The sequence below is a fragment of the Pseudomonas sp. 5P_5.1_Bac1 genome, from assembly GCF_025466015.1.
Lineage (GTDB): Bacteria > Pseudomonadota > Gammaproteobacteria > Pseudomonadales > Pseudomonadaceae > Aquipseudomonas.
The window spans coordinates 332688-352422 of the sequence record NZ_JANLNX010000037.1; the positions used below are offsets into that span (position 1 = coordinate 332688).

At 64.6% G+C, this 19735-nt stretch carries 15 protein-coding genes and 1 pseudogene; 6 read left to right on the plus strand and 10 right to left on the minus strand.

Features of this window, described 5'->3' with window-relative positions:
* Positions 1 to 25 precede the first annotated feature (25 nt).
* Positions 26 to 2323 carry a beta-glucosidase BglX gene (bglX, locus tag NTD82_RS07690; RefSeq protein ID WP_262128257.1) on the minus strand — a complete coding sequence of 766 codons (2298 nt, stop codon included), beginning with the start codon at positions 2321 to 2323 and terminating at the stop codon, positions 26 to 28.
* A 186-nt stretch (positions 2324 to 2509) separates the two neighbouring features.
* Here bglX and NTD82_RS07695 point away from each other — a divergent pair, with 186 nt between their 5' ends.
* From NTD82_RS07695 to NTD82_RS07710, 4 genes are all read left to right on the plus strand, one after another.
* On the plus strand, positions 2510 to 3106 hold the full coding sequence (locus NTD82_RS07695) for a LemA family protein (protein WP_262128258.1): 597 nt from the start codon (positions 2510 to 2512) through the stop codon (positions 3104 to 3106).
* The gene (locus tag NTD82_RS07700; protein WP_262128259.1) at positions 3106 to 3855 is read left to right on the plus strand and encodes a TPM domain-containing protein; all 750 of its coding nucleotides are present in this window, start codon (positions 3106 to 3108) and stop codon (positions 3853 to 3855) included. Before NTD82_RS07695 ends, NTD82_RS07700 begins: the two co-directional genes overlap by 1 nt.
* A gap of 94 nt (positions 3856 to 3949) precedes the next feature.
* Positions 3950 to 4567: a TPM domain-containing protein gene (locus NTD82_RS07705; protein WP_262128260.1), complete on the plus strand. Its 618-nt coding sequence runs from the start codon at positions 3950 to 3952 to the stop codon at positions 4565 to 4567.
* 106 nt (positions 4568 to 4673) lie between these two features.
* Positions 4674 to 5891 (plus strand): class I SAM-dependent methyltransferase, encoded by a 1218-nt coding sequence (locus NTD82_RS07710; protein WP_262128261.1) that lies wholly within the window; start codon positions 4674 to 4676, stop codon positions 5889 to 5891.
* A gap of 35 nt (positions 5892 to 5926) precedes the next feature.
* Here NTD82_RS07710 and NTD82_RS07715 read toward each other — a convergent pair whose 3' ends face one another.
* The 4 genes from NTD82_RS07715 to NTD82_RS07730 all read right to left on the minus strand — a co-directional run bounded on the left by NTD82_RS07715 (position 5927) and on the right by NTD82_RS07730 (position 11267).
* A complete protein-coding gene (locus tag NTD82_RS07715) occupies positions 5927 to 8497 on the minus strand; it encodes a TonB-dependent receptor (RefSeq protein WP_262128262.1) in 2571 nt (856 codons plus the stop codon).
* Positions 8498 to 8642: 145 nt separating this feature from the next.
* On the minus strand, positions 8643 to 9596 hold the full coding sequence (locus NTD82_RS07720; RefSeq protein WP_095154808.1) for a FecR family protein: 954 nt from the start codon (positions 9594 to 9596) through the stop codon (positions 8643 to 8645).
* Positions 9593 to 10138 (minus strand): RNA polymerase sigma factor, encoded by a 546-nt coding sequence (locus tag NTD82_RS07725; protein WP_095154809.1) that lies wholly within the window; start codon positions 10136 to 10138, stop codon positions 9593 to 9595. The genes NTD82_RS07720 and NTD82_RS07725 overlap by 4 nt, the downstream gene beginning before the upstream one ends.
* A 103-nt stretch (positions 10139 to 10241) precedes the next feature.
* Complete coding sequence (locus NTD82_RS07730) at positions 10242 to 11267, minus strand: DUF4917 family protein (RefSeq protein WP_262128263.1); 1026 nt, start codon at positions 11265 to 11267, stop codon at positions 10242 to 10244.
* 112 nt (positions 11268 to 11379) lie between these two features.
* Here NTD82_RS07730 and NTD82_RS07735 point away from each other — a divergent pair, with 112 nt between their 5' ends.
* The gene (locus tag NTD82_RS07735; RefSeq protein WP_410017035.1) at positions 11380 to 12453 is read left to right on the plus strand and encodes a glycerophosphodiester phosphodiesterase; all 1074 of its coding nucleotides are present in this window, start codon (positions 11380 to 11382) and stop codon (positions 12451 to 12453) included.
* A gap of 66 nt (positions 12454 to 12519) precedes the next feature.
* Complete coding sequence (locus NTD82_RS07740; RefSeq protein ID WP_262128264.1) at positions 12520 to 13158, plus strand: LysE family translocator; 639 nt, start codon at positions 12520 to 12522, stop codon at positions 13156 to 13158.
* Positions 13159 to 13239: 81 nt separating this feature from the next.
* Here the strand turns inward: NTD82_RS07740 and NTD82_RS07745 are convergent, their stop codons facing one another.
* The 5 genes and pseudogenes from NTD82_RS07745 to NTD82_RS07760 form a co-directional block, all read right to left on the minus strand.
* Positions 13240 to 14970, minus strand: coding sequence for a SulP family inorganic anion transporter (locus NTD82_RS07745; RefSeq protein WP_262128265.1), 1731 nt, complete (start codon positions 14968 to 14970; stop codon positions 13240 to 13242).
* Between the two features lie 165 nt (positions 14971 to 15135).
* Positions 15136 to 16083, minus strand: coding sequence for a cation diffusion facilitator family transporter (locus NTD82_RS07750; protein ID WP_262128266.1), 948 nt, complete (start codon positions 16081 to 16083; stop codon positions 15136 to 15138).
* A gap of 66 nt (positions 16084 to 16149) precedes the next feature.
* Positions 16150 to 16905, minus strand: a complete 756-nt coding sequence (locus NTD82_RS29270) for a methyl-accepting chemotaxis protein (protein ID WP_410017036.1) — start codon at positions 16903 to 16905, stop codon at positions 16150 to 16152.
* A gap of 102 nt (positions 16906 to 17007) precedes the next feature.
* A pseudogene (locus NTD82_RS29275) lies at positions 17008 to 18300 on the minus strand (HAMP domain-containing protein); the annotation flags it as partial.
* 42 nt (positions 18301 to 18342) lie between these two features.
* A complete protein-coding gene (locus NTD82_RS07760) occupies positions 18343 to 19695 on the minus strand; it encodes an APC family permease (protein WP_262128268.1) in 1353 nt (450 codons plus the stop codon).
* Positions 19696 to 19735 lie beyond the last annotated feature (40 nt).

The window sequence follows — 19735 nt, forward strand, 5'->3', positions numbered from 1 at the left end:
GCTTCCCCTTGGGCAGGGCGGCGCGTTACAGCAGCTCGAAGCTCTGCTGTTGCACCGTCTCGGAGTCCAGGCCGACCTGCACGTTGAACTCACCCGGTTCGGCGGCGAGTTTCAATTGGCTGTTGTAGAACTTCAGGTCGTCTTCGCTGATACGGAAGGTCACGACCCGCTCTTCGCCAGCCTTGAGCAGGACTTTCTGGAAGTTTTTCAGTTCCTTGACCGGGCGACTCATGGATGCGGCGACATCCTGCAGGTAAAGCTGCACCACGGTTTCGCCGTCACGCTTGCCGGTGTTCTTCACCTTGACGCTGGCTTCCAGGCTGCCGCCCTGTTTCAGGCTCTTCGCTGAAAGGGTCAGTGGCGACACGGAGAACTCGGTGTAGCTCAGCCCGTAACCGAACGGATACAGCGGGCCGTTGGGCTCCTCGAAGTACTGCGAGGTGTAATTGCCCGGCTTGCCCGGGGTGAACGGCCGGCCGATGCGCATGTGGTTGTAGTACATCGGAATCTGGCCGACCGAGCGTGGGAAGGTGATCGGCAGCTTGCCGGACGGGTTGTAGTCACCGAACAGCACGTCGGCGATGGCGTTGCCGCCCTCGGTGCCGCTGAACCAGGTTTCCAGCAGGGCGTCGGCCTGTTCGCGTTCCCAGTTGATCGACAGCGGACGGCCGTTCATCAGCACCAGCACCAGCGGCTTGCCGGTGGCTTTCAGCGCCTTGATCAGGTCGCGTTGCACGGCGGGGACTTCCAGGGTGGTGCGGCTGGACGATTCGTGGGACATGCCACGGGATTCGCCAACCACGGCCACGATCACGTCGGACTGTTGCGCGGCTTTGACCGCTTCGTCGATCAATACCGCGGCAGGGCGCAGGTCGTTGACGATTTCCGGGGCGTCGAAGTTGAGGAAGTTCAGGTAGTCGAACATGGCTTTGTCGCCGGTGATGTTCGAGCCCTTGGCGTAGATCAGCTTGGCGTTATCGCCGACCGCGCGGCGCAGGCCTTCGCGGACGGTGACCGAGTGCACCGGCTTACCGTCTGCGGCCCAACTGCCCATCATGTCGATGGGCGCATCGGCCAGCGGCCCGACCAGGGCGATGGTGCCGGTCTTTTTCAGCGGCAGGGTCTGCTTGCGGTTTTCCAGCAGCACCAGGCTGCGGCGCGCCACGTCGCGGGCGGCTTCGCGGTGCAGGCGGGAATCGGCGTAGTAGTCCGGCACATCGTTTTCCGGTTTGCCGATCCGTACGTACGGGTCCTTGAACAGGCCCATTTCGTACTTGGCGCCGAGCACCTCGCGCACCGCCTGGTCCAGCTCGGCCTGGCTGACTTCGCCGGACTTGAGCAGGCCCGGCAGTTCTTCGCCGTAGAGCGAGTCGTTCATGCTCATGTCGATGCCGGCCTTGATCGCCAGCTTGGCCGCCTCGCGGCCGTCGCGGGCGACGCCGTGACGGATCAGCTCCTGGATGGCGCCGTGGTCGCTGATGGTCACGCCGTTGAAGCCCCACTCCTTGCGCAGCAGGTCGTTCATCAGCCAGGTGTTGGAGGTGGCGGGCACGCCGTTGATGGAGTTCAGCGCCACCATCACCCCGCCGGCACCGGCGTCGATGGCCGCGCGGTAGGGCGGCAGGTAGTCGTTGTACATCTTCGGCAGGCTCATATCGACCGTGTTGTAGTCGCGCCCGCCTTCCACCGCGCCGTACAGGGCGAAGTGCTTGACGATGGCCATGATGCTGTCGTGCTCGGCCGGGCTCTTGCCCTGGAACGACTTGACCATCACTTCGCCGATCCGCGAGGTCAGCCAGGTGTCTTCGCCGAAGCCTTCACTGGTGCGGCCCCAGCGCGGGTCGCGGGCGATGTCGACCATCGGCGCGAAGGTCATGTCGAGGGCGTCGGCGGAGGCTTCGATGGCCGAGGTGCGGCCGACGGTGGCGATGGCGTTCATGTCCCAGCTCGACGCCAGGCCCAGGCCGATCGGGAAAATGGTGCGGTTGCCGTGGATGGTGTCATAGGCGAAGAACATCGGGATCTTCAGCCGGCTGCGCATGGCCGCGTCCTGCATCGGCCGGTTTTCCGGGCCGGTGCGCGAGTTGAAGGTGCCGCCGATGCGGCCGGCGGCGATCTCCTCGCGGATCTTCTCCCGCGGCATCTCCGGGCCGATGCTGATCAGGCGCAACTGGCCGATCTTCTCGTCCTGGGTCATCTGGCCCAGCAACTTGTCGACGAACACCTTCTTCTCTTGCAGGTGCGCGGCGGCGGCGGAGGTGTCGGCCAGGGCCGTCTGACTGGCCAGGCTGACGAGCAGGCCCAGCAAACACAGCTTGTTCATGGATTCAGTTCTCGAGGCTCGCGCCGGCATTCACGGTGGATACCGGCCAGCCGAAATTGGGGGAGCGGCTATTGTTGTAGTTTGCTGGGGCATGTTTTTAGCCGATTGGGCCTGCACTATCCAGCGGCGGCCACGGATTATGCCTCAAGTCCGGTGCGTTACGGATAATCAAGGAGCGTTGCGACGATGCGGGTATTAAAGGGTGCAAAGCCATGGTTGCTGGTGCTGCTGGCCAGTTTGCTGGCCGGCTGCGGGATCAACAACATTCCCAACTATGACGAACAGGTGAAGGCGGCCTGGGGCCAGGTCCAGAACCAGTACCAGCGCCGCGCCGACCTGATCCCCAACCTGGTGGAAACGGTCAAGGGCTATGCCCGGCATGAACAGGAAACCCTGACCGCGGTGATCGAGGCGCGGGCCAAGGCGACGTCGATCCAGGTCGATGCCAGCACCCTCGACGATCCGGAAAAACTGCGCCAGTTCCAGGCCGCGCAGTCGCAGTTGAGCGGTGCGCTGAGCCGGCTGATGGTGGTCTCGGAACGGTATCCGGACCTCAAGGCCAATCAGAATTTCCTCGCCCTGCAGTCCCAGCTCGAAGGCACGGAAAACCGCATCGCCGTGGCGCGCAAGGATTTCATCGCCGCGGTGCAGCGCTATAACACCGAGATCCGCACCTTTCCCGGACGGATCTGGCACAGCGTGATGTACAGCGACCTGCCGCTGCGCGAGAGCTTCGAAGCGGCCAGTGCCGATGCCGACAAAGCCCCTGAAGTGAAATTCTGATGCGCCTGTTCAAGGCCGTGGTGCTGCTGGCGCTGTTCGCCATGGCCCTGACGGCGCGCGCCGAGCCGTCCTTTCCGGCGCTCAGCGGGCGGGTGGTGGACAACGCCAACCTGCTCGACGCCCATACCCGCGGCCAGCTCGGGCAGATGCTCGAAGCCCATGAACAGAGCACCGGCGAGCAGGTCGTGGTGGTGACGCTGACCGACCTGCAAGGTCTGCCCATCGAGGATTACGGCTATCAGTTGGGCCGCCATTGGGGCATCGGCCAGAAGGGCAAGGACAATGGCGCGCTGCTGATCGTCGCGCCCGAGCAACGCAAGGTCCGCATCGAAGTGGGTTACGGGCTGGAAGAACGCCTCACCGACGCGCAGTCGTCGGTCATCATCAACCGGATCATCCTGCCGGCCTTCAAACGCGGCGAACTCAGCCAGGGCATCGTCCAGGGCGCGGCCGCGATCCTGCAGGTCCTCGGCGGAAATCCGCTGGCCCAGCCGTCCGCGCTCAGCGGCGGGCAAAGTGAGGGTGAGTCGCCGTCCTTGCTGTCCATCGGGCTGTTCATTCTGATGGTGGTGGTTGTGCTGTATTTGCAGGGCCTTGGTGGCGGCGGCCGGCGTGGCGGGCCGGGTGGCGGTTTTGGCGGTGGCTTCGGCGGGCTGGGCGGCGGCGGTGGATTCGGTCGCGGCGGTGGTGGGGGCTTTGGCGGAGGCGGCGGCAGTTTTGGTGGCGGCGGGTCGTCCGGAAGCTGGTGAGTGCGTGGGGTGGCGGGAAACCCTGTAGGCGCGGCCGGGCGGTCGATCCCACGGAAACCGCGGCGCATCTGAATTGTGTTCAAGGAACAACCTGATGGCATTGCTCAACGAGTTGCAACAGCGACAGGTCGCCGAGGCGATTATGGCAGTCGAGAAACACACCGACGCGGAGCTGGTCACGGTGCTGGCCCGTAGCGCCGACGATTACGCCTATGTGCCGCTGGTCTGGGCCAGCCTGCTGGCGCTGCTGGTGCCGGGGTTGGTGTATTACGTCACGGGCTGGTTCAGCGCCCACGGTCTGCTGATTACCCAGTGGCTGACGTTTATCGTGCTGTGCCTGGTGCTGCGCTTGCCGCTGTTCACCAGTCGCCTGGTGCCGAAGGCGGTGCGCCACTGGCGCGCGTCGAACCTCGCGCGGCGGCAGTTTCTCGAACAGAACCTGCACCACACCGAAGGCCGCACCGGCGTGCTGATTTTCGTCAGCGAGGCGGAGCGTTATGTGGAAATCCTGGTAGATGACGGCATCGCCTCGCGTCTGGACAACCAGGCCTGGGAGGCCATCGTCGCCGGCTTCACCGCTCAGGTCCGTGCGGGCCAGACGCTTGCGGGTTTCCTCACCTGCATCGAGGCCTGCGGCGAGTTGCTCAAGGCTCATGTGCCGCTGACCCAAAACCGCAACGAGCTTCCCAATCGTCTGGTGATCCTCGACTGATGCCGCGCTGATCGACAAAAGCTGTGCGCTGGCCGGGCATCAACGTAAAATGCCCGCCATTGCGCGCCGGCTGGCGCCCCCGCAACCCCCGAGGCACCCAATCCCCATGTCCGCTACCCCCACCGCCCAGGCCGCGCCGGATGCGCGTGCGCAGTTTCTCGCCCTGTTGGCCGAGAGCCTGCACCAGCAGTCCTTCGTCAAGCTGGTACTGGCCCGTCACGTCGGCGCCGAAGCCGACCTGCAACGCATCATCGCCAAGCCGCTGACGGTCAAGGGGCAGGCCTGCCTGTCATTCGTCCATCGCTACAAGACCCGCGACATCACCCGCAACCTGCCGCTGGACGAAGCGCTGGCGCAGATCGGCGAATGGCTGCCGGGCGCGTTTCGCAATGCCCACCTGCTGAGCCTGGCCGATGACGCGCAGCTGGAGTTCGGCAAGAAGGGCAAGCCGATGCTGCACCGCAACGCCGCGCAGCAAGAGCGCCAGGCCGCGGGCGGCGAGCATGACCGCGAGAAGAAACGCTACCTGGAACTGAGCCGGCCGTTCCTCCAGGACCTCGGCGTGACCGACAAGCAGCAGGCGCTGATCCCGGCCATGTCGCGCAAGTGGAAGCAGATCAACAAGTTCATCGAGGTGTTTTCCCATGCCTTCGCCAGTGTTTCGCTGGCGGACGACACGCCGGTGCGGGTGGCGGATTTCGGCTCCGGCAAGGGCTACCTCACCTTCGCCATCCACGATTACCTGAGCAACACCCTGCAGCGTCAGGCGCAGGTGACGGGTGTCGAGCTGCGTCCGGACATGGTCGAGCTGTGCAACGCCGCCGCCGCTCATCTTGAACATCCGGGCCTGGTGTTCGAACAGGGTGACGTGCGCACCGTCGTGCCCGCCGAGATCGATGTGATGATCGCCCTGCATGCCTGCGATATCGCCACCGACTATGCGATCCACACCGGCATCCGTTGTGGTGCGGCGATCATCATGTGCTCGCCGTGCTGCCACAAACAGATCCGCCCGCAACTGCACAGCCCGGGGTTGCTCAAACCGATGCTGCAATACGGCCTGCACCTCGGGCAGCAGGCGGAAATGCTGACCGACAGCCTGCGCGCGCTGTACCTGGAAGCTTGTGGTTACGACACCAAGGTGTTCGAGTTCATCTCGTTGGAACACACCAACAAGAACAAGATGATCCTTGCGACCAAGCGCAAGGACGCGGGGGATCCAGCGGCGTTGCTGGAGAAGATCGCGGAGCTGAAGGCGTTCTATGGGGTTTCTGAGCATTGTCTGGAGACATTGCTGCGGGCGGATCAACTGATTCCGGCGTGAGTGAACCGGGGGCCGCAGGGCGGCCCCCACGTTACTCAGAAGAACCGGGTAATGCTCACCTTGGCATTGCGCCCCGTGCTGTAGACGTTGTTGTCGCTGAGCATCGGCGCGTAATCGCGGTTGAACATGTTGTCGAGGGTGAAGTTGACCTCGGTGCCCTTCAGGTACTGCTGCTTCGGTTTCCAGCTGGCGAACAGGCCCTGGACGTTGTAGGCGTCGTTGGCGCGATGGTCCCAGGCGCTGTCACCCAGTGCGCTGCCCATGAAACCCGGTGGGTATTTGTCGCTCGGCAGACGATCGGTCTGGCGTACCCACAGGCCTTTCCAGCCCACCACCACATCCCATTCGGGAATCTTCACACCCAGACGCGCCACCCATTTCGGTGCTGGTACATCCCGCGCCCAGACATCCGGGCCCCACGGGTTGTTGTAGGCGCCTTCGTGTTTGCCGGTCATCCAGGTGTAGGAGAGGGTGCCGAACAGGTAGGTGGAATCGTAGAAGCTTTCCACCTCGAAGCCCTTGTAGGTCACGCCGTCGAGATTGCGGTAGTTGCCGATCAGGTAGTTGCCGCAGGCCTGGCTGATACTGCCGCCGGTCACGTTCTGCGCCTGGCACTCGACACCGAGGTTCTTGAAGATCTCGTCCTTGATCTTGTTGTGGAACAGGGTGGTGCGGACCTGCAGGTTGTCGTCGGCGAAGAACAGGCCGGAGAAGTCGGTGACGTTACCCGCACGCAGGGCGGTGACGCGCTCTGGATCGAGGTCGCGGCTGGTGGCGCTGCGCGTGCTGACCGCGCTCTGTACTTCGTATTGCTCGTCGATGACCGGCGCACGCCAGGTCTTCGAATAGTCGGCGAAGAACGCAACGTCGTCGGTGGCACGCCAGAACACGGATAGGCGCGGCGACCAGCCGGTGTAGGTCTTGGCGCTGTAGTCGTGGCCAGCCGAGGCGACGTTGTAGAACGGCGCGTCGTTATCTTCGCCGCGGTTGCGCACATGGTCGTAGCGCAGCGACGGGGTTACGGTCACCTGGCCGAGGGTGATGGCGTCCTGCACGTAGGCGCTGTTGGTGTCCACTTTGCCGTGGGGCATGAAGTTCGGCTGGAAGTGGCCGTAGTTGTAGGCTGCGGTGTTTTGCGCGGTGCCCGGCATCCACATTTCGGTTTCGCGGGAGTGGCGGTGCAGTTCGGCGCCGGTGGTCAGCGAGTGCTCCAGCACGCCGGTACTGAACTGCGCGGTGTTGCGCACTTCGAAGTTGCGGTCCTTGTATTCGGTCTCCATGCGCCGGCCGCCGGTGGCGAGCTGGAAGAAGGCGTTGGGCCCGCGTTCGTCGGTCTGATCGACATCGGACTCCGAATAGCTGACTTCCAGGTTGACCAGCGGATTGTCCACCGGCTGGAAGCGGTACTTGGCCGACCAGGTGGTGTCGATGGTTTCGCGGTGGGCGAGGAAGCGGCGAATGGCGTCGCTGTAACCGTAGCGGTCGATATTGGCCTGGGTCGGCGGCGTCGAGTAGTTGGTCGACGAGTAGCGGGTCATGCGTTGGTTGTTCGAGCGCGAGTAGGACAGGCCGAGCGACTGCTCATCGGTGAGCTGGACATTCAGCTTGAACAGGCCGCCTTCCAGGTCCTGGGCGCTGTCGGGCAGGCGCTTGGGGTTGATCGGGTACTGGTTGCGTGGGTCGGGCTGCGACGAGGCCAGCTTGAAATCGTCGCCGTCGCGCTTGGTCAGGTAGACCAGACCGTCGATACGGCGGTCCTCGGTGCGGCCGAACAGGGCCGTGCTGTACACCTGCTGATGGTCGTTGCTGGAGTAGCCGTATTTGACCATCGCGCCGGTGTCGCGGCCTTCCTGCAGCAGGTCCGGGGCATTTTTGGTGGTCATGTGCACGCTGCCGGCAAGGCCCGTGTTGCCCACGAACGGCGAGTGCGGGCCTTTCTCGACCTCGATGCTCTTGATCAGCTCCGGCTCGACGAACATCGTGCCTTGCTGATAGCGCTCGAAGCCGGTCTTGGTGGCGCCGTCGACGGTCAGTTGCACGTCCTCGGCGTCGCCCATGCCCCAGATATTGATCTTCTGCCCGCCGGGCATCATGGAACCGGCCATTTCCACGCCGGGCAGGGTGCTCAGCAGGGACGGCACGTTGTTCGCCTGTTCACGGTCGATATCGCGCTGGGTCAGGGTCGAGCGGCCGACGGTGGCCGGGGTCACCTGCTGGCCGTCGCCGACGATGCTCATGGCGCCGAGCTGGATGGACGTGTTGTTGTTGCCGGGAGGCGTGGTTTCGTCTTCCTTCGGGCGCACCACGTAGGTGGTGCCCACCTTGACCAGCGTGAAGCGGCTGCTGGCGAGCAGGCGGGCAATCGCTTCCTCGGCGCTGAAATTGCCGCGCAGGGCTGGCGCGGAAACGTTGCGCAGCAACGACTCGTCGAACAGCAGTTGCACTTTGGTCTGTTGCGCCACCTGGCTCAGCGAGGTGGCCAGTGGCTGGGCTGGCAACTGCAGCTCAACGGGTGCGGCCTGGGCCTGAAGGCTAAGGGCCAGGCACACGGCAAGCAGCGATGGACGGGCAGACAACGGCTTGGAAGGTCGAAACGCGCGAAACATGAAATCCCCCAGTGCGGCCAAAGGCCAGAAAAAGTCAGTGCGCAGGGCGCGGACGGGGAGGAAGACGCGGGGCGAGGAAAAACCCTCACATGCGAATGAAAAATATTCTCAGAATTTTTCAGCGGCTTGCTGCGAAGCGGTGGTTCTACTTTCCGGCGCGCTCGATTCGCATCCGCCCATCCGCCAACACGGCGGTCTTCACCGGCAGCAACGCCGGCAAGGCATTGAGCAGGGCGTCAGGGTCATGCACATCGAGATTGCCGGAAACCCGGTACTTCGCCAGCGCCGGGTCAGCCAGCAGTACCGCCGCCGGGCGGTACAGCGACAGCTCATCCACCAGGCTCGCCAGCTCGCGGTTGCGGAACGAGACATGGCCGCTGCGCCAGTCGGCGACTTCGCCGTCGCTCAGGGTCTGCCGCACCAGGTCGCCGCGGGCCAGGTTGTACACCGCGCGCTCGCGGGCACCCAGCAGCATCGGTTCGCGGCGCTCGCCCGGCGCGTCGAACGCCACCAGGCCGTGGTCCACGCTCAGCACCAGTTCCTGTTGGCCGCGGCGCAGGTCGAACGCGGTGCCCACCACCCGGACCCGGGCGGGGCCGGCATCGACGAACAACGGTCGCTCCTTGTCCGGGCTGACTTCCAGGTAGAGCTGGCCTTGATCGAGGTGCACCAGCCGCCGTTCGGCATCGAAATCGATCCGCACGCGGGAGTTGGCGTTGAGGTTGAGACGGCTGCCATCGGGCAGGGTGATGGTGCGCGGCTGGCCATCCAGACTGGCCAGTTGTTGTTCCGCCGACGCGGCTGGCTTGCCCAGGTTGCTTGCCAGCAATGCGCAGACCAGCGCTGCCGCCGTGGCCAGCGCCGGGCGCCAGTACGAGGCTTTGCGCGGGCGTAGCTGCACCGGCTTGTTCAGTTCCTTGAGGGCGGCAAGGTCGTCCCAAAGTTGCTCGAACTGATGGTATGCGCGGGCGTTTCCGGGGTGTTCCAGCCACTGGGCGAAGGCTTTGCGCGAGGCCCGCGAGCGCTCATTGCGGTTACGGGTAAACCAGCTCGCCGCCTGGGCGTCGACCGAACGGCTGTCCATGTCAGGAAGGGTCATTCTGGTTGCTCCGCAACGTTGTCACTGTCCAGGCGCTGCTTGAGGTACAGCAGCGCGGCGGCGATGTGTTTCTCCACCATGCTGACTGAAATGCCCATGCGTTCACTGATCTGCGCCTGACTCAAACCTTCGAAGCGGTGCAGCATAAGGGCTTCGCGCCGTCGCGGCGAGAGTTCGGCAAGGACAATTTTCAAATGATCCAGGCGTTGCAGGTGCTGCGCGCTGGCCATCGGGTCGCTGCTTGGGGCTTCGCAGGCCTGGGTTTGCTCCGCCGACTCGGCATGTTCGTCGAGCACCGTGTGGCGCACTTTCTGCCGTCTCCAGTGATCGCGCAGCAGGTTGCGCGCCATCTGGAACAGGAACGCGCGAGGCTGCTCCACCCGGGCTTTGTCGCGGTAACCCAGCCATTGGGTGAAGACGTCCTGAGTCATGTCCGCGGCATCGCTGGCGTTGTCCATGCGCTTGCGCAGGAAATGCAGGATGTCGCTGTAAAACCCATGGCAGGTTTCTTGCGCGAAAGGATCGGGTTTGGGGCGGCGCATGCGAGCTTTCCAGGAAAGTGCCGGAGAGAAAGGTCGCAAATGTTATCGAGAATTATTGTTATTTACTATGGGTGTTTCAGCATGTTCCTGCCGCGGGCGTCTTTCAGCGGCGCCGCCGGGTGATTGGCGCGGGGGCCGGCACGTTCAGTTCGGCACGGCCGAGCGGGTGACTGCTGGCATCGAAGAAATGCAGGGTGATCTCCGGCGATTCACCGAAGATGCGCGCGTAATGCTGCTTCTGGCTGATGATCGAGGCGTCGTTCAACGGCAGGATCGCGATCGCCAAATGAGCCGGGCGCGCTTGCTGGATCGCCCGCAGCAAATGTCGATCGGCGCGGTCGAGGTGATGGCCAAAAATGCACAGGCCGTCAGTGTGCGCGGCCAGCGCGGCGTAGCTCCAGGTCAGGTAATCCGAGGCGCGGATCGCTTGCAGCTTGTGTTCGCTGGTGTCTTCGTTGACGAACAGCGGCACGTCGCCGGGCGTGTTGATGGCAAAACCGTCGAGCAACTGGCTGCCGTTGGCCGCGCGCTGACGGGTGCCGCCGTCCTGGGTCTTGAGCAGGTGCAGGCCGCCGTGCAGGTAGTGCATGCGGGTGCCTTCGCCATGGGTGCGGCTGACGTCGAAGTGGCCTTCTTCATCGAACAACGGCTGGAAACCCTGCGGGTCATGGCTGACGGCCCAGTGGTTGAGCAGGTCGTAGTTGCCGGAGAACACCGCGCGGTAGTTGCGCAGCTCGGTATTGATCGCTGCCAGGGTGCTGGATGGCAGCAGTTTCCAGGGGATGTGCACGCTGCGCACGGCGTGGATCAGCGCTTCCTTGATCGCGTAATAGCGGTTCAGCGGCGCCGACGAACTGATCGCCAGTGCGGCGTTGACCCGCACCGTGGTGTTGAGGGCGCTGAGCACCGGCTCGAACAGTTCGCTGCCGAGGGATTTAAACAACGCCTGGTCGCTCACCCCCAGCGGCTTGTTGCGCACGCGCTGGGCCAGCTCGAACAGTGAGAAATAGCTGAACGGCCGCCAGATCGCCCGGCTGGCGCCGTTGCCCAGCAGCAGGCCGCTGCACGGGTGACGGGTGTTGAGATCCGGCCAGGAGGCGAGGGTGGCGTCGACGTCGGCGAGGGGCATGCTTGTCTCGTAGGAATCTGTTGCAAATTGGCAGGGCGGGACTGTAGCACGTCACGGGCTGTCATCCGTGTCGGCGACTATGCTCTGGGCCGGTTTTGATGAGGAGCGGTCGATGTCATTCAAGGGGATCTTTCTGGGGCTGGGCATTGCGCTGCTAGGGTTGAGCGCGCCGGTCATGGCCCGCGACGGCGCGGTGCTGGCCAAGGCGCAGGGCATTGCCTATCCGGCGGTAATCGCTCATCGCGGGGCATCGTTCGATGCGCCAGAGTCCACGGCACCGGCCTATGCACTGGCTCGCGACCTGGGCGCCGATTACCTGGAACTGGACCTGCAACGCAGTAGCGATGGCGTACTGGTGGTGGTGCACGACAATGATCTGCACCGCACCAGCGATGTGGCCGAGCGTTTTCCCGAGCGCAAGGACAGTCCGGTCAGCGCCTTCACCCTCGCCGAATTGAAATCGCTGGATGCGGGAAGCTGGTTCAACCAGGCCTATCCCGAGCGCGCCCGGGCGGCGTTCGCCGGCCTCAAGGTGCTGACGCTCGAGGAAGTGATGGACATCGCTGAAGCCAATCCTGCCCTGCGGCCCGGGCTGTACATCGAAACCAAGGTGCCGAACCTGTTTCCCGGTATCGAACAGGACCTGCGGCGCGCCTTGCAGGCCCGCGGCTGGCTGGATGTGCCGGGGCGGGTGGTGTTGCAGAGTTTCGACCGCGACAGCCTCGCGCTGCTGCACACGGCCATGCCGCAGGTGCCCAAGGTGCTGCTGTTGTGGCTGGGCAAGGGGCATATCGAGCCGATGCCAGGCCCGACCTTCGCCGAGTCGGGCGAGCGCGATAAAGCCGCCTTCCTCGCCCGCCAGCACCCCAGGGATCGCGCCGAGTTCGAGCGCTGGCTCGATCATGCCAAGGCGGCGGGCGCCGTCGGCGTCGGCCCGTCCGCAGCGTTGGCGGCGGGAGGCGAGCAGAGTTACGCCGACCTGGTGCAGCCATGGATGAACCGCATGGCTCACGACAAGGGCCTGCTGGTGCACGTCTACACCGTTGATGAGGCGGTGGATTTCCAGCGCGCCAGCGACGCCGGGGTCGATGGCATCTTCACCAATCGCACGGGTGCGCTGTTGCGCTTTTATGGGCGAGGGGTGCCGCAGGACGAGGCGATATTGTTGAAGTCCGGGGGCTATTGAGCCTCTGGTCGATTGCCCTGGAGGCGGCGTAGACTCTGGCGTCTACCTGATACGGACTTCCTCCCCATGACGCTATCGCTGCTGTTCGCCGTGCTCGCTTCCGGCTTCATTTATGGCATCACACCGGGCCCTGGCGTGCTGGCCGTGCTGGGGATCGGCGCTACCCGTGGTCGTCGTGCTGGCGCCGGCTTTTTGTGCGGTCATCTGTTGGGGGATGTGCTCTGGTGCAGCACCGCGCTGGTGGCGATTGTCGGAGCGCGGCAGATCGGCAGTTCGGTGTTCGACATCCTCGGCCTGATCAGCGGCCTGTACCTGTTCTGGCTCGGCCTGCGGGCACTGCGCAGTCGCCCGGGCGCCGCGGGTGGCGAGCAGGGCGCGGTACGCCAGCCTTTCTGGCACGGTGTGGTGTTCGGTTTGACCAATCCCAAGGCATACCCGGTGGCCGTGGCGACCTTCACCGCGCTGCTCTCCAGCCGCGCGGAAGCGCTGGACTGGTCGATGCTGCCGGCGCTGATCGCGCTGAGCTTCCTCGGTGGCCTGGTGGCGTACCTGATCCTCATCGTGGTGGTGGGCGCGCGGCACGTGCGCACGCTGTACACCCGCTACGAGCTGTGGATCACCCGGGCGTGCGGGCTGATGTTCATTGGTTTTGCGGTGAATGCCTTGCTGCATGCGCTGCCGGGGCTGATTCCACGGCGCGGCTGATGTAGGAGCGAGCTTGCTCGCGATCCTGTGTGTACGGGATCGCGAGCAAGCTCGCTCCTACAGGGTTTGTGTCCGCCATCCTCAAGGCAGATCGGGCACTGGCGCTACTCGCCCGGCATCCTCTTCATCCCGTCTGACCTTGTTGCGCCACAACCGGTACGCCCGGATCCCCGCGCGTACCGAGCCATACAGCAGATGGTTGTCCATCTCCCGCGCCAGGCCCGAGCGCACCAGCATCCTGAGGAAATTCCCGCGCGCCCGGGCAATGCCCATCTCGATGCCCTGGGCCTTCAAGGTATCCCGCACTTCGCGCAGCGCCGCGATGCCGCTGACATCGATGGAACTCACCGCCTCGGCATCGAACAGCACGGCCTTCGGCTCGGGCTCGCGCTGCACCGCGTCGAGCAGGCGCATCTTGAAGTAGTCGGCGTTGAAGAACAGGATCGCGTCGTCGAAGCGGTACACCACCAGGCCCGGTACGGTGCGGGCGTCCTTGTGGCGGCTGATGTCCACTTGGCCTTCGATACCGGGTGCCCAGCCGAGCACCGCGTCGGTGGGCTGGTAGATGCTGTAGAGCAGGCGCAGGATCGCCAGGGTCACGGCAATGATGATCCCCGGCAACACGCCAACGCCGAGCACGCCGATGGTGGTGAGCACGCACAGGAAGAGTTCGAAGCGGCTCAGCGCCCAGATCTTGCGCAGCGACTGCACGTCGATCAGGCCCCAGCCGGCCATCAGCAGCACCGCGCCCAGCGCCGCCTGCGGAATCCAGGCCATGGGCGTGGTGAAGAACATCAGGATCACGGCGATCACCAGCGCGGCGATGATCCCCACCAACTGGCTCTTGCCGCCGACCATGTCGTTGACCGCGGTGCGCGAGTCGGCGCCGCTGATGGCGAAGCCCTGCGACACCCCGGCGGCCAGGTTCGAGACGCCCAGCGCAACGAACTCATGGTTGGCGTTGATCGCGTAGCCGTGCCGCGCGGCGAAGCTGCGGGCGGTGAGCATGGCGCTGCAGAAACTTACGGTGGCGATACCCAGGGCGTCGCGCAGCAGGCTCTTCATTTCTTCCAGCGAGGTCTGCGGCCAGGCCAGTTCCGGCATGCCGCCGGGCACATGGCCGAGCACCGCGACGCCGTACTGGTCGAGGCCGAACACCCCGGCGATCAGGGTGAACACCGCCACCGTCACCAGCGCCGAAGGCAGCTTGGGGTAGCGTCGCGGCAGCCAGATCAGCATGGCCAGGCCGGCGAGGCCGATGGTCAGGGTCAGCCAGTGGATCTCGCCGACCCGCTCGAAGAAGTTGATCAGGCTGAGGATGAAACCGTTGCCCTCGATCTTGAAGCCCACCACCTTGCCCAGTTGCCCGGCCAACAGGCTCAGGCCGATCCCGTTGAGGTAGCCGATCAGAATGGGTCGCGAGAAGAAGCTGGCGATGAACCCGGCCCGCGCCACCCCCGCAGCGATCAGCATCAGCCCCACCAGCACCGTGACCACCACCGACAACTGCATCAGCCGTTGCGGATCGCCCATGGCCAGCGGCGCGATCGCCCCGGCGACCATGGCGCAGGTGGCCGCATCCGGGCCGACCATCAACTGCCGCGAACTGCCCACCAGCGCATAAACGATCATCGGCAGGATGCACGCATACAGGCCCACCTGCGGCGGCAGGCCGGCGATCTGCGCGTAGGCGATGGCGATGGGAATCTGGATGGCGGCGACCGAAAGGCCAGCCTGCACGTCCGGGCGGAACCACTCGCGACGGTAATGCAGCAGGTTGGCCAGGCCCGGAAGCCAGCGGGAAAGAAACATGATCAGGTCCTTTTGATGTATCGGGCAGACGCTAGCGCAATACCTCGACGCCCGGCGCGTCCTCGGGGGGACGGTCGGGGTCGTGGACAGCATTTGGCCAGCATCCTATACCCTGAGCAGTTGTGAGGCCAATCTGAAGCGGTTGTTGTGGTTTTTAGAGCCTCATCACTCCGCCCACTCCGGATCCCCGGTAAACACCACCGTCAACCACCGATCCGGCCCTTCACCGCCAATGGCATTGCCGATCTCATCCCGCCACGCGTCCCACTCGGCGATGTTTCGGGCGGGCATGGTCCGGGGCACGATGAAGTACAGCTCGATTTCCCGCGACCGCCCGACCTTCGCCACATACGCCCGGTACGACAGCATGCTGTGCCGCTCGACAAAAGCCTGGGCGACTTCATCGACGTGTTGTTTCAGATCGGCCGGGGTCACCAGGAACATGTCCGCCAGCGCCTGGCGCACCACCGAGATCGGCATCGGAATGATCACCACGCAGACCAGCGCCAGCACCGCCGGGTCGATGTACGGCGACAGCCATTCCCAGCGCGTGCCCTGGACCGCAAGGCCAAAGCAGAACGCAATCAGCAGCGCGGCGGTGATGCTCGCCGACATGATCCAGCCCTTGACGTCCATGGCGACGAAGTCCGAGCGGATCTTGCGGTTGGCGCGGGCTTCGAGGATGGCGATGGTCAGGCAGGCGCTGACGGTGACCACGGCGTACACCAGTGCCACGCCGAACTCCAGGTCTCGACCGCCTTCGAGCAGGCTGCTGGCGGCGTTGATCAGTGCATAGAGCGCCACGCCGGTGAGGAGGATGCCATTGAGCGCCAGGACCATCGGTTCCAGGTGCCAGAAGCCCATGGTGAAGCGCTCGCGCAGCTTGCGCGACATGCGTTCGGTGCGGGTGTGGGCGGTGATCAGCTTGACCACCACGAGGGACAAGCCGCTCATGCTGGCATCGACCATCGAGTAGACACCGTCGAAGACGATGGAGAACGAGCCCGAGGCGAGGCCGAAGCCAATGCCGATCAGGGCGATGAACAAAGTGACGACGATGGACGTGCGCAGCACGCCCTGTTCGCTCGTCAGGTCAAAAAAACGCGTACCCATCTAATCGGGGCTCCCATGATTTCCGGGCGTCCACCACGGCACGCCCGATTTGTTGCTGGTCATATCCTAGACCCGGAATTGCTCCATCAAAGCTTGTTGTTGGTTGGCGAGACGGTTCAGTGCCTGGCTGATGCGCGCCGACTCATCGGCCTGACCGGACAGCGACTCGGTCACGTCGCGAATCCCGGCGACGTTGCGGTTGACCTCCTCGGCCACGGCGCTCTGCTCTTCCGCGGCCGAGGCGATCTGCAGGTTCATGTCGCTGATCACTGTCACCGCGTCGCCGACCCGTTGCAGCGCGGGAACCGCCTGTTCCATCCGGGTCGCGCTGTCCTTGGCCTGGCGCTGGCCTTCGTGCATGGCGTCGACTACGTCCTGGGTGCCGAGCTGCAACGCCTCGATCACATGGCGAATCTCTTCCACCGAAACCTGGGTGCGCTGGGCGAGGTTGCGCACTTCGTCGGCGACCACGGCAAAACCGCGACCCGCCTCGCCGGCGCGGGCGGCCTCGATGGCGGCATTGAGGGCCAGCAGGTTGGTCTGTTCAGCGATGGCGCGGATCACGTCGAGCACCGAGCCGATTTCCTCGCTGCGTCCGGCCAGGGCGCGGACCCGGTCCATGGCCAGGTCCATGTCGGTGGCGAGCCGATCGATTGATTCGCGGGTGACCGCCACCAGTTCCAGGCCCTCGCGGGTCGCCTGGTCGGCGCCGCGCGCGGCATGAGCCGCCTGTGATGCGTTGTGGGCGACGTCATGGGCGGTGGCGCTCATTTCGTTGGCGGCTGTCGCCACCTGTTCGATTTCCCGTTGCTGTAGTTGCATGCCGCCGCTGGTCTGACTGGCGATGGCGGCGGACTGGTCGGCGGTGCCGCGAGCCTCGTGCAGTGATTCCTTGACCTGGATGATCACCGGCTGGAGTTTGTCGAGGAAGCGGTTGAACCAGCCGCTCAACTGGCCCAGTTCGTCCTCGCGGGTGTAGTTCAGGCGCTGGGTCAGGTCGCCGTCGCCGCTGGCGATGTCGCGCAGGCGCTCGGACACCGCGACGATCGGCCGGGTCACGCTGCGCGCGGTCAGCCAGACCAGCAGCAGGCCGACCACCGCGGCGGCGATGGCGATAAACAGGCTGGTGAGGTTGGACGCCTGGTTGTGCGCGTCGAGGCGCTCATTGAGGGCGATGGCGGGTGCTTGCAGCACCGCTTCCGGCACTTCCAGCAACACCTGCCATGGCGCAGCGCCAGGAATGGGCGCGAAGGGGCGGGTGATGTGCATCTCGCCACCTTCCAGACGCTCGACTGCCTTGCCGGAACGGATCGCCGTGACCAGTTCGCCAGCCTGCGTGCCGAAGGCCTGTTCCAGGGTCTTGCTCAGTTGCGTGGCGTCGCGGCTGTAGCCGGCCAGCAGCCCGGCGGGGCTGACGATGCTGACCTGGCCCTGGCCGTCGAACAGCTCCTTGCGGCTGTCCAGGCTCAGTTGCTGCAGGTTGTCGAGGCCGATATCCAGGCCGATCACGCCGATGACCTTGCCGTCTTCCAGCAGCGGCAGGGCGATGCTGGTCATCAAGACCTGACGGCCGTTGACCTCGTCAAAATAGGGATCGAGCACGCAGGCCCGGGCGGTATCCAGCGGGCAGGTGAGCCAGCGGTTGTAGGGCGAACCGTTGGCGGCGGTGCTGGTGTCGGCCAGCATCGATTCGGGCATCGCTTCCGATTCCAGGGTGCCGGGCTTGGGCTGCGACCAATACAGCGAGAAGCGGCCACTGTCGTTGCTGCCCAGGCTGTCCTGGCCGGCGAAGCGGGCATCCTGATGGTCCAGCGCGCCGGGCTGGAACACCAGGTACAGGCCGATCAGGTCAGCATTGCCGGCCAGCGCGGTGCGCGCCTGGCTGACCAGCTCGCCGCGCAGGTCGGCGTCGCCGCGAGTCTTGAGGACCTGGACCACGCGGGCGAAGCCATTGCCGTACTGCCAGGCATCCATGAAATAACGCTGGATCCGCAGCGCCTGGGTTTCGCCGTGGGCCTGCAGGCGCAGGCGGGCGTTATGGTCGAGCAGCTCGGTGTTGGCCGCGAACACCTGCTCCGCGCTGCGCCGGGCCTGGGTCAGCGAGGTGAGCATCAGGAACACGATGATGGCCGAAACGCACAGGCCGGTAAGGAGAATGATCTTCCACTGAATGGAGAGGCGGCGCGGGAGCATGGGGGGGATTTCCTTCTCGATCATGAGCAACGCCCGCTCAGGAGCGGGCGTTGTCGATGGGCTGGCTCATTCGGCGATGTAGGTGGGCGGCGCGACCCGGAAAGACTTGGTCAGCCAGGTCAGGTAGAGCACGCCGAACAAGGCCCAGGCGCCGCCGAACAGCAGCGAATGTTCGTCGAGGTCGAGCCAGAGCATGGCGATGATGCAAAAGCCGATGGTGGGCAGGACCAGGTACTTGAGCTTGTTGGCCAGCCCCTGGTTGCGACCTTCGCGCAGGTAGCAGTGATTGATCACCGACAGGTTGACGAAGCTGAAGGCCACCAGCGCGCCGAAGTTGATCACCGACGTGGCGGTCACCAGGTCGAAGAAGATCGCCGACAGGGCGATGAAACCGACGACGGCGATGTTCAGCACGGGCGTCTTGAAGCGTGGGTGCAGGCGCGCAAAGACGTTGTGCGGGATCACTTTGTCGCGGCCCATGACGAACAGCAGACGCGAAACGCTGGCCTGGGACGCCAGGCCCGAGGCGATGGTGTTGATCACCGTGCAGGCGATGAAGATCGACTGGAACAGCTTGCCGCCGACATACAGGGCGATTTCCGGCAGCGCGGCTTCGTGGTCATGGAAGCGGTCCATGGTCGGGAAGTAGGACTGGATGAAGAACGACATGAGGATGAACACCACGCCGCCGATCAGGGCGATCAGGAAGATCGCGCGTGGGATGACTTTCTCCGGCTGGTGGGTTTCTTCCGAGAGCGTGGTGACCGCATCGAAGCCCAGGAACGAGAAACAGAGAATCGTCGCCCCTGCCATCAGCGCGCTGAACTGGGTTTTCTCGTCGGCGAACGGGATCAGCGACCAGGCCGTGCCCAGGCCTTCACCCTGGTGCAGGCCGCGCAGGCAGAGGTAAACGAACACCGCCATGATCAGAATCTGCACGGCGACGAACAGCGTGTTGAAGTTCGCCACCAGATTGATGCTGCGCATGTTGACCAGGCTGATCAGCGTGACGAAGCCCGCCACCCAGATCCACTCCGGCACTTCCGGGAACATCGCCGACAGGTAGAGCTTGGCGAGGAGCGCGTTGACCATCGGCAGCAGCAGGTAATCCAGCAGCGACGACCAGCCGACAAGGAATCCGACATAGGGATTGATTGCCCGTTGGGTGTAGGTGTACGCCGAGCCGGACTGCGGGAAACGTCGCACCAGCGTGCCGTAGCTCACCGCCGTGAAGAGAATGCCGAGCAGGGCCAGGACATAGGCGCTGGGCACGTGGCCGGCAGTGATGCCAGAGACGATGCCGAAGGTGTCGAACACCGTCATCGGTGCGATATACGCAAGGCCGATGACCACCACCTGCCAGAGGCGAAGGGATTTGCGCAGTTGTACGTTGCCGGCGCTGCTGTGTTCAGGCTGCATGGGGGCGATGCTCCTGAAGCAGGACGGCGGATACGGCGCG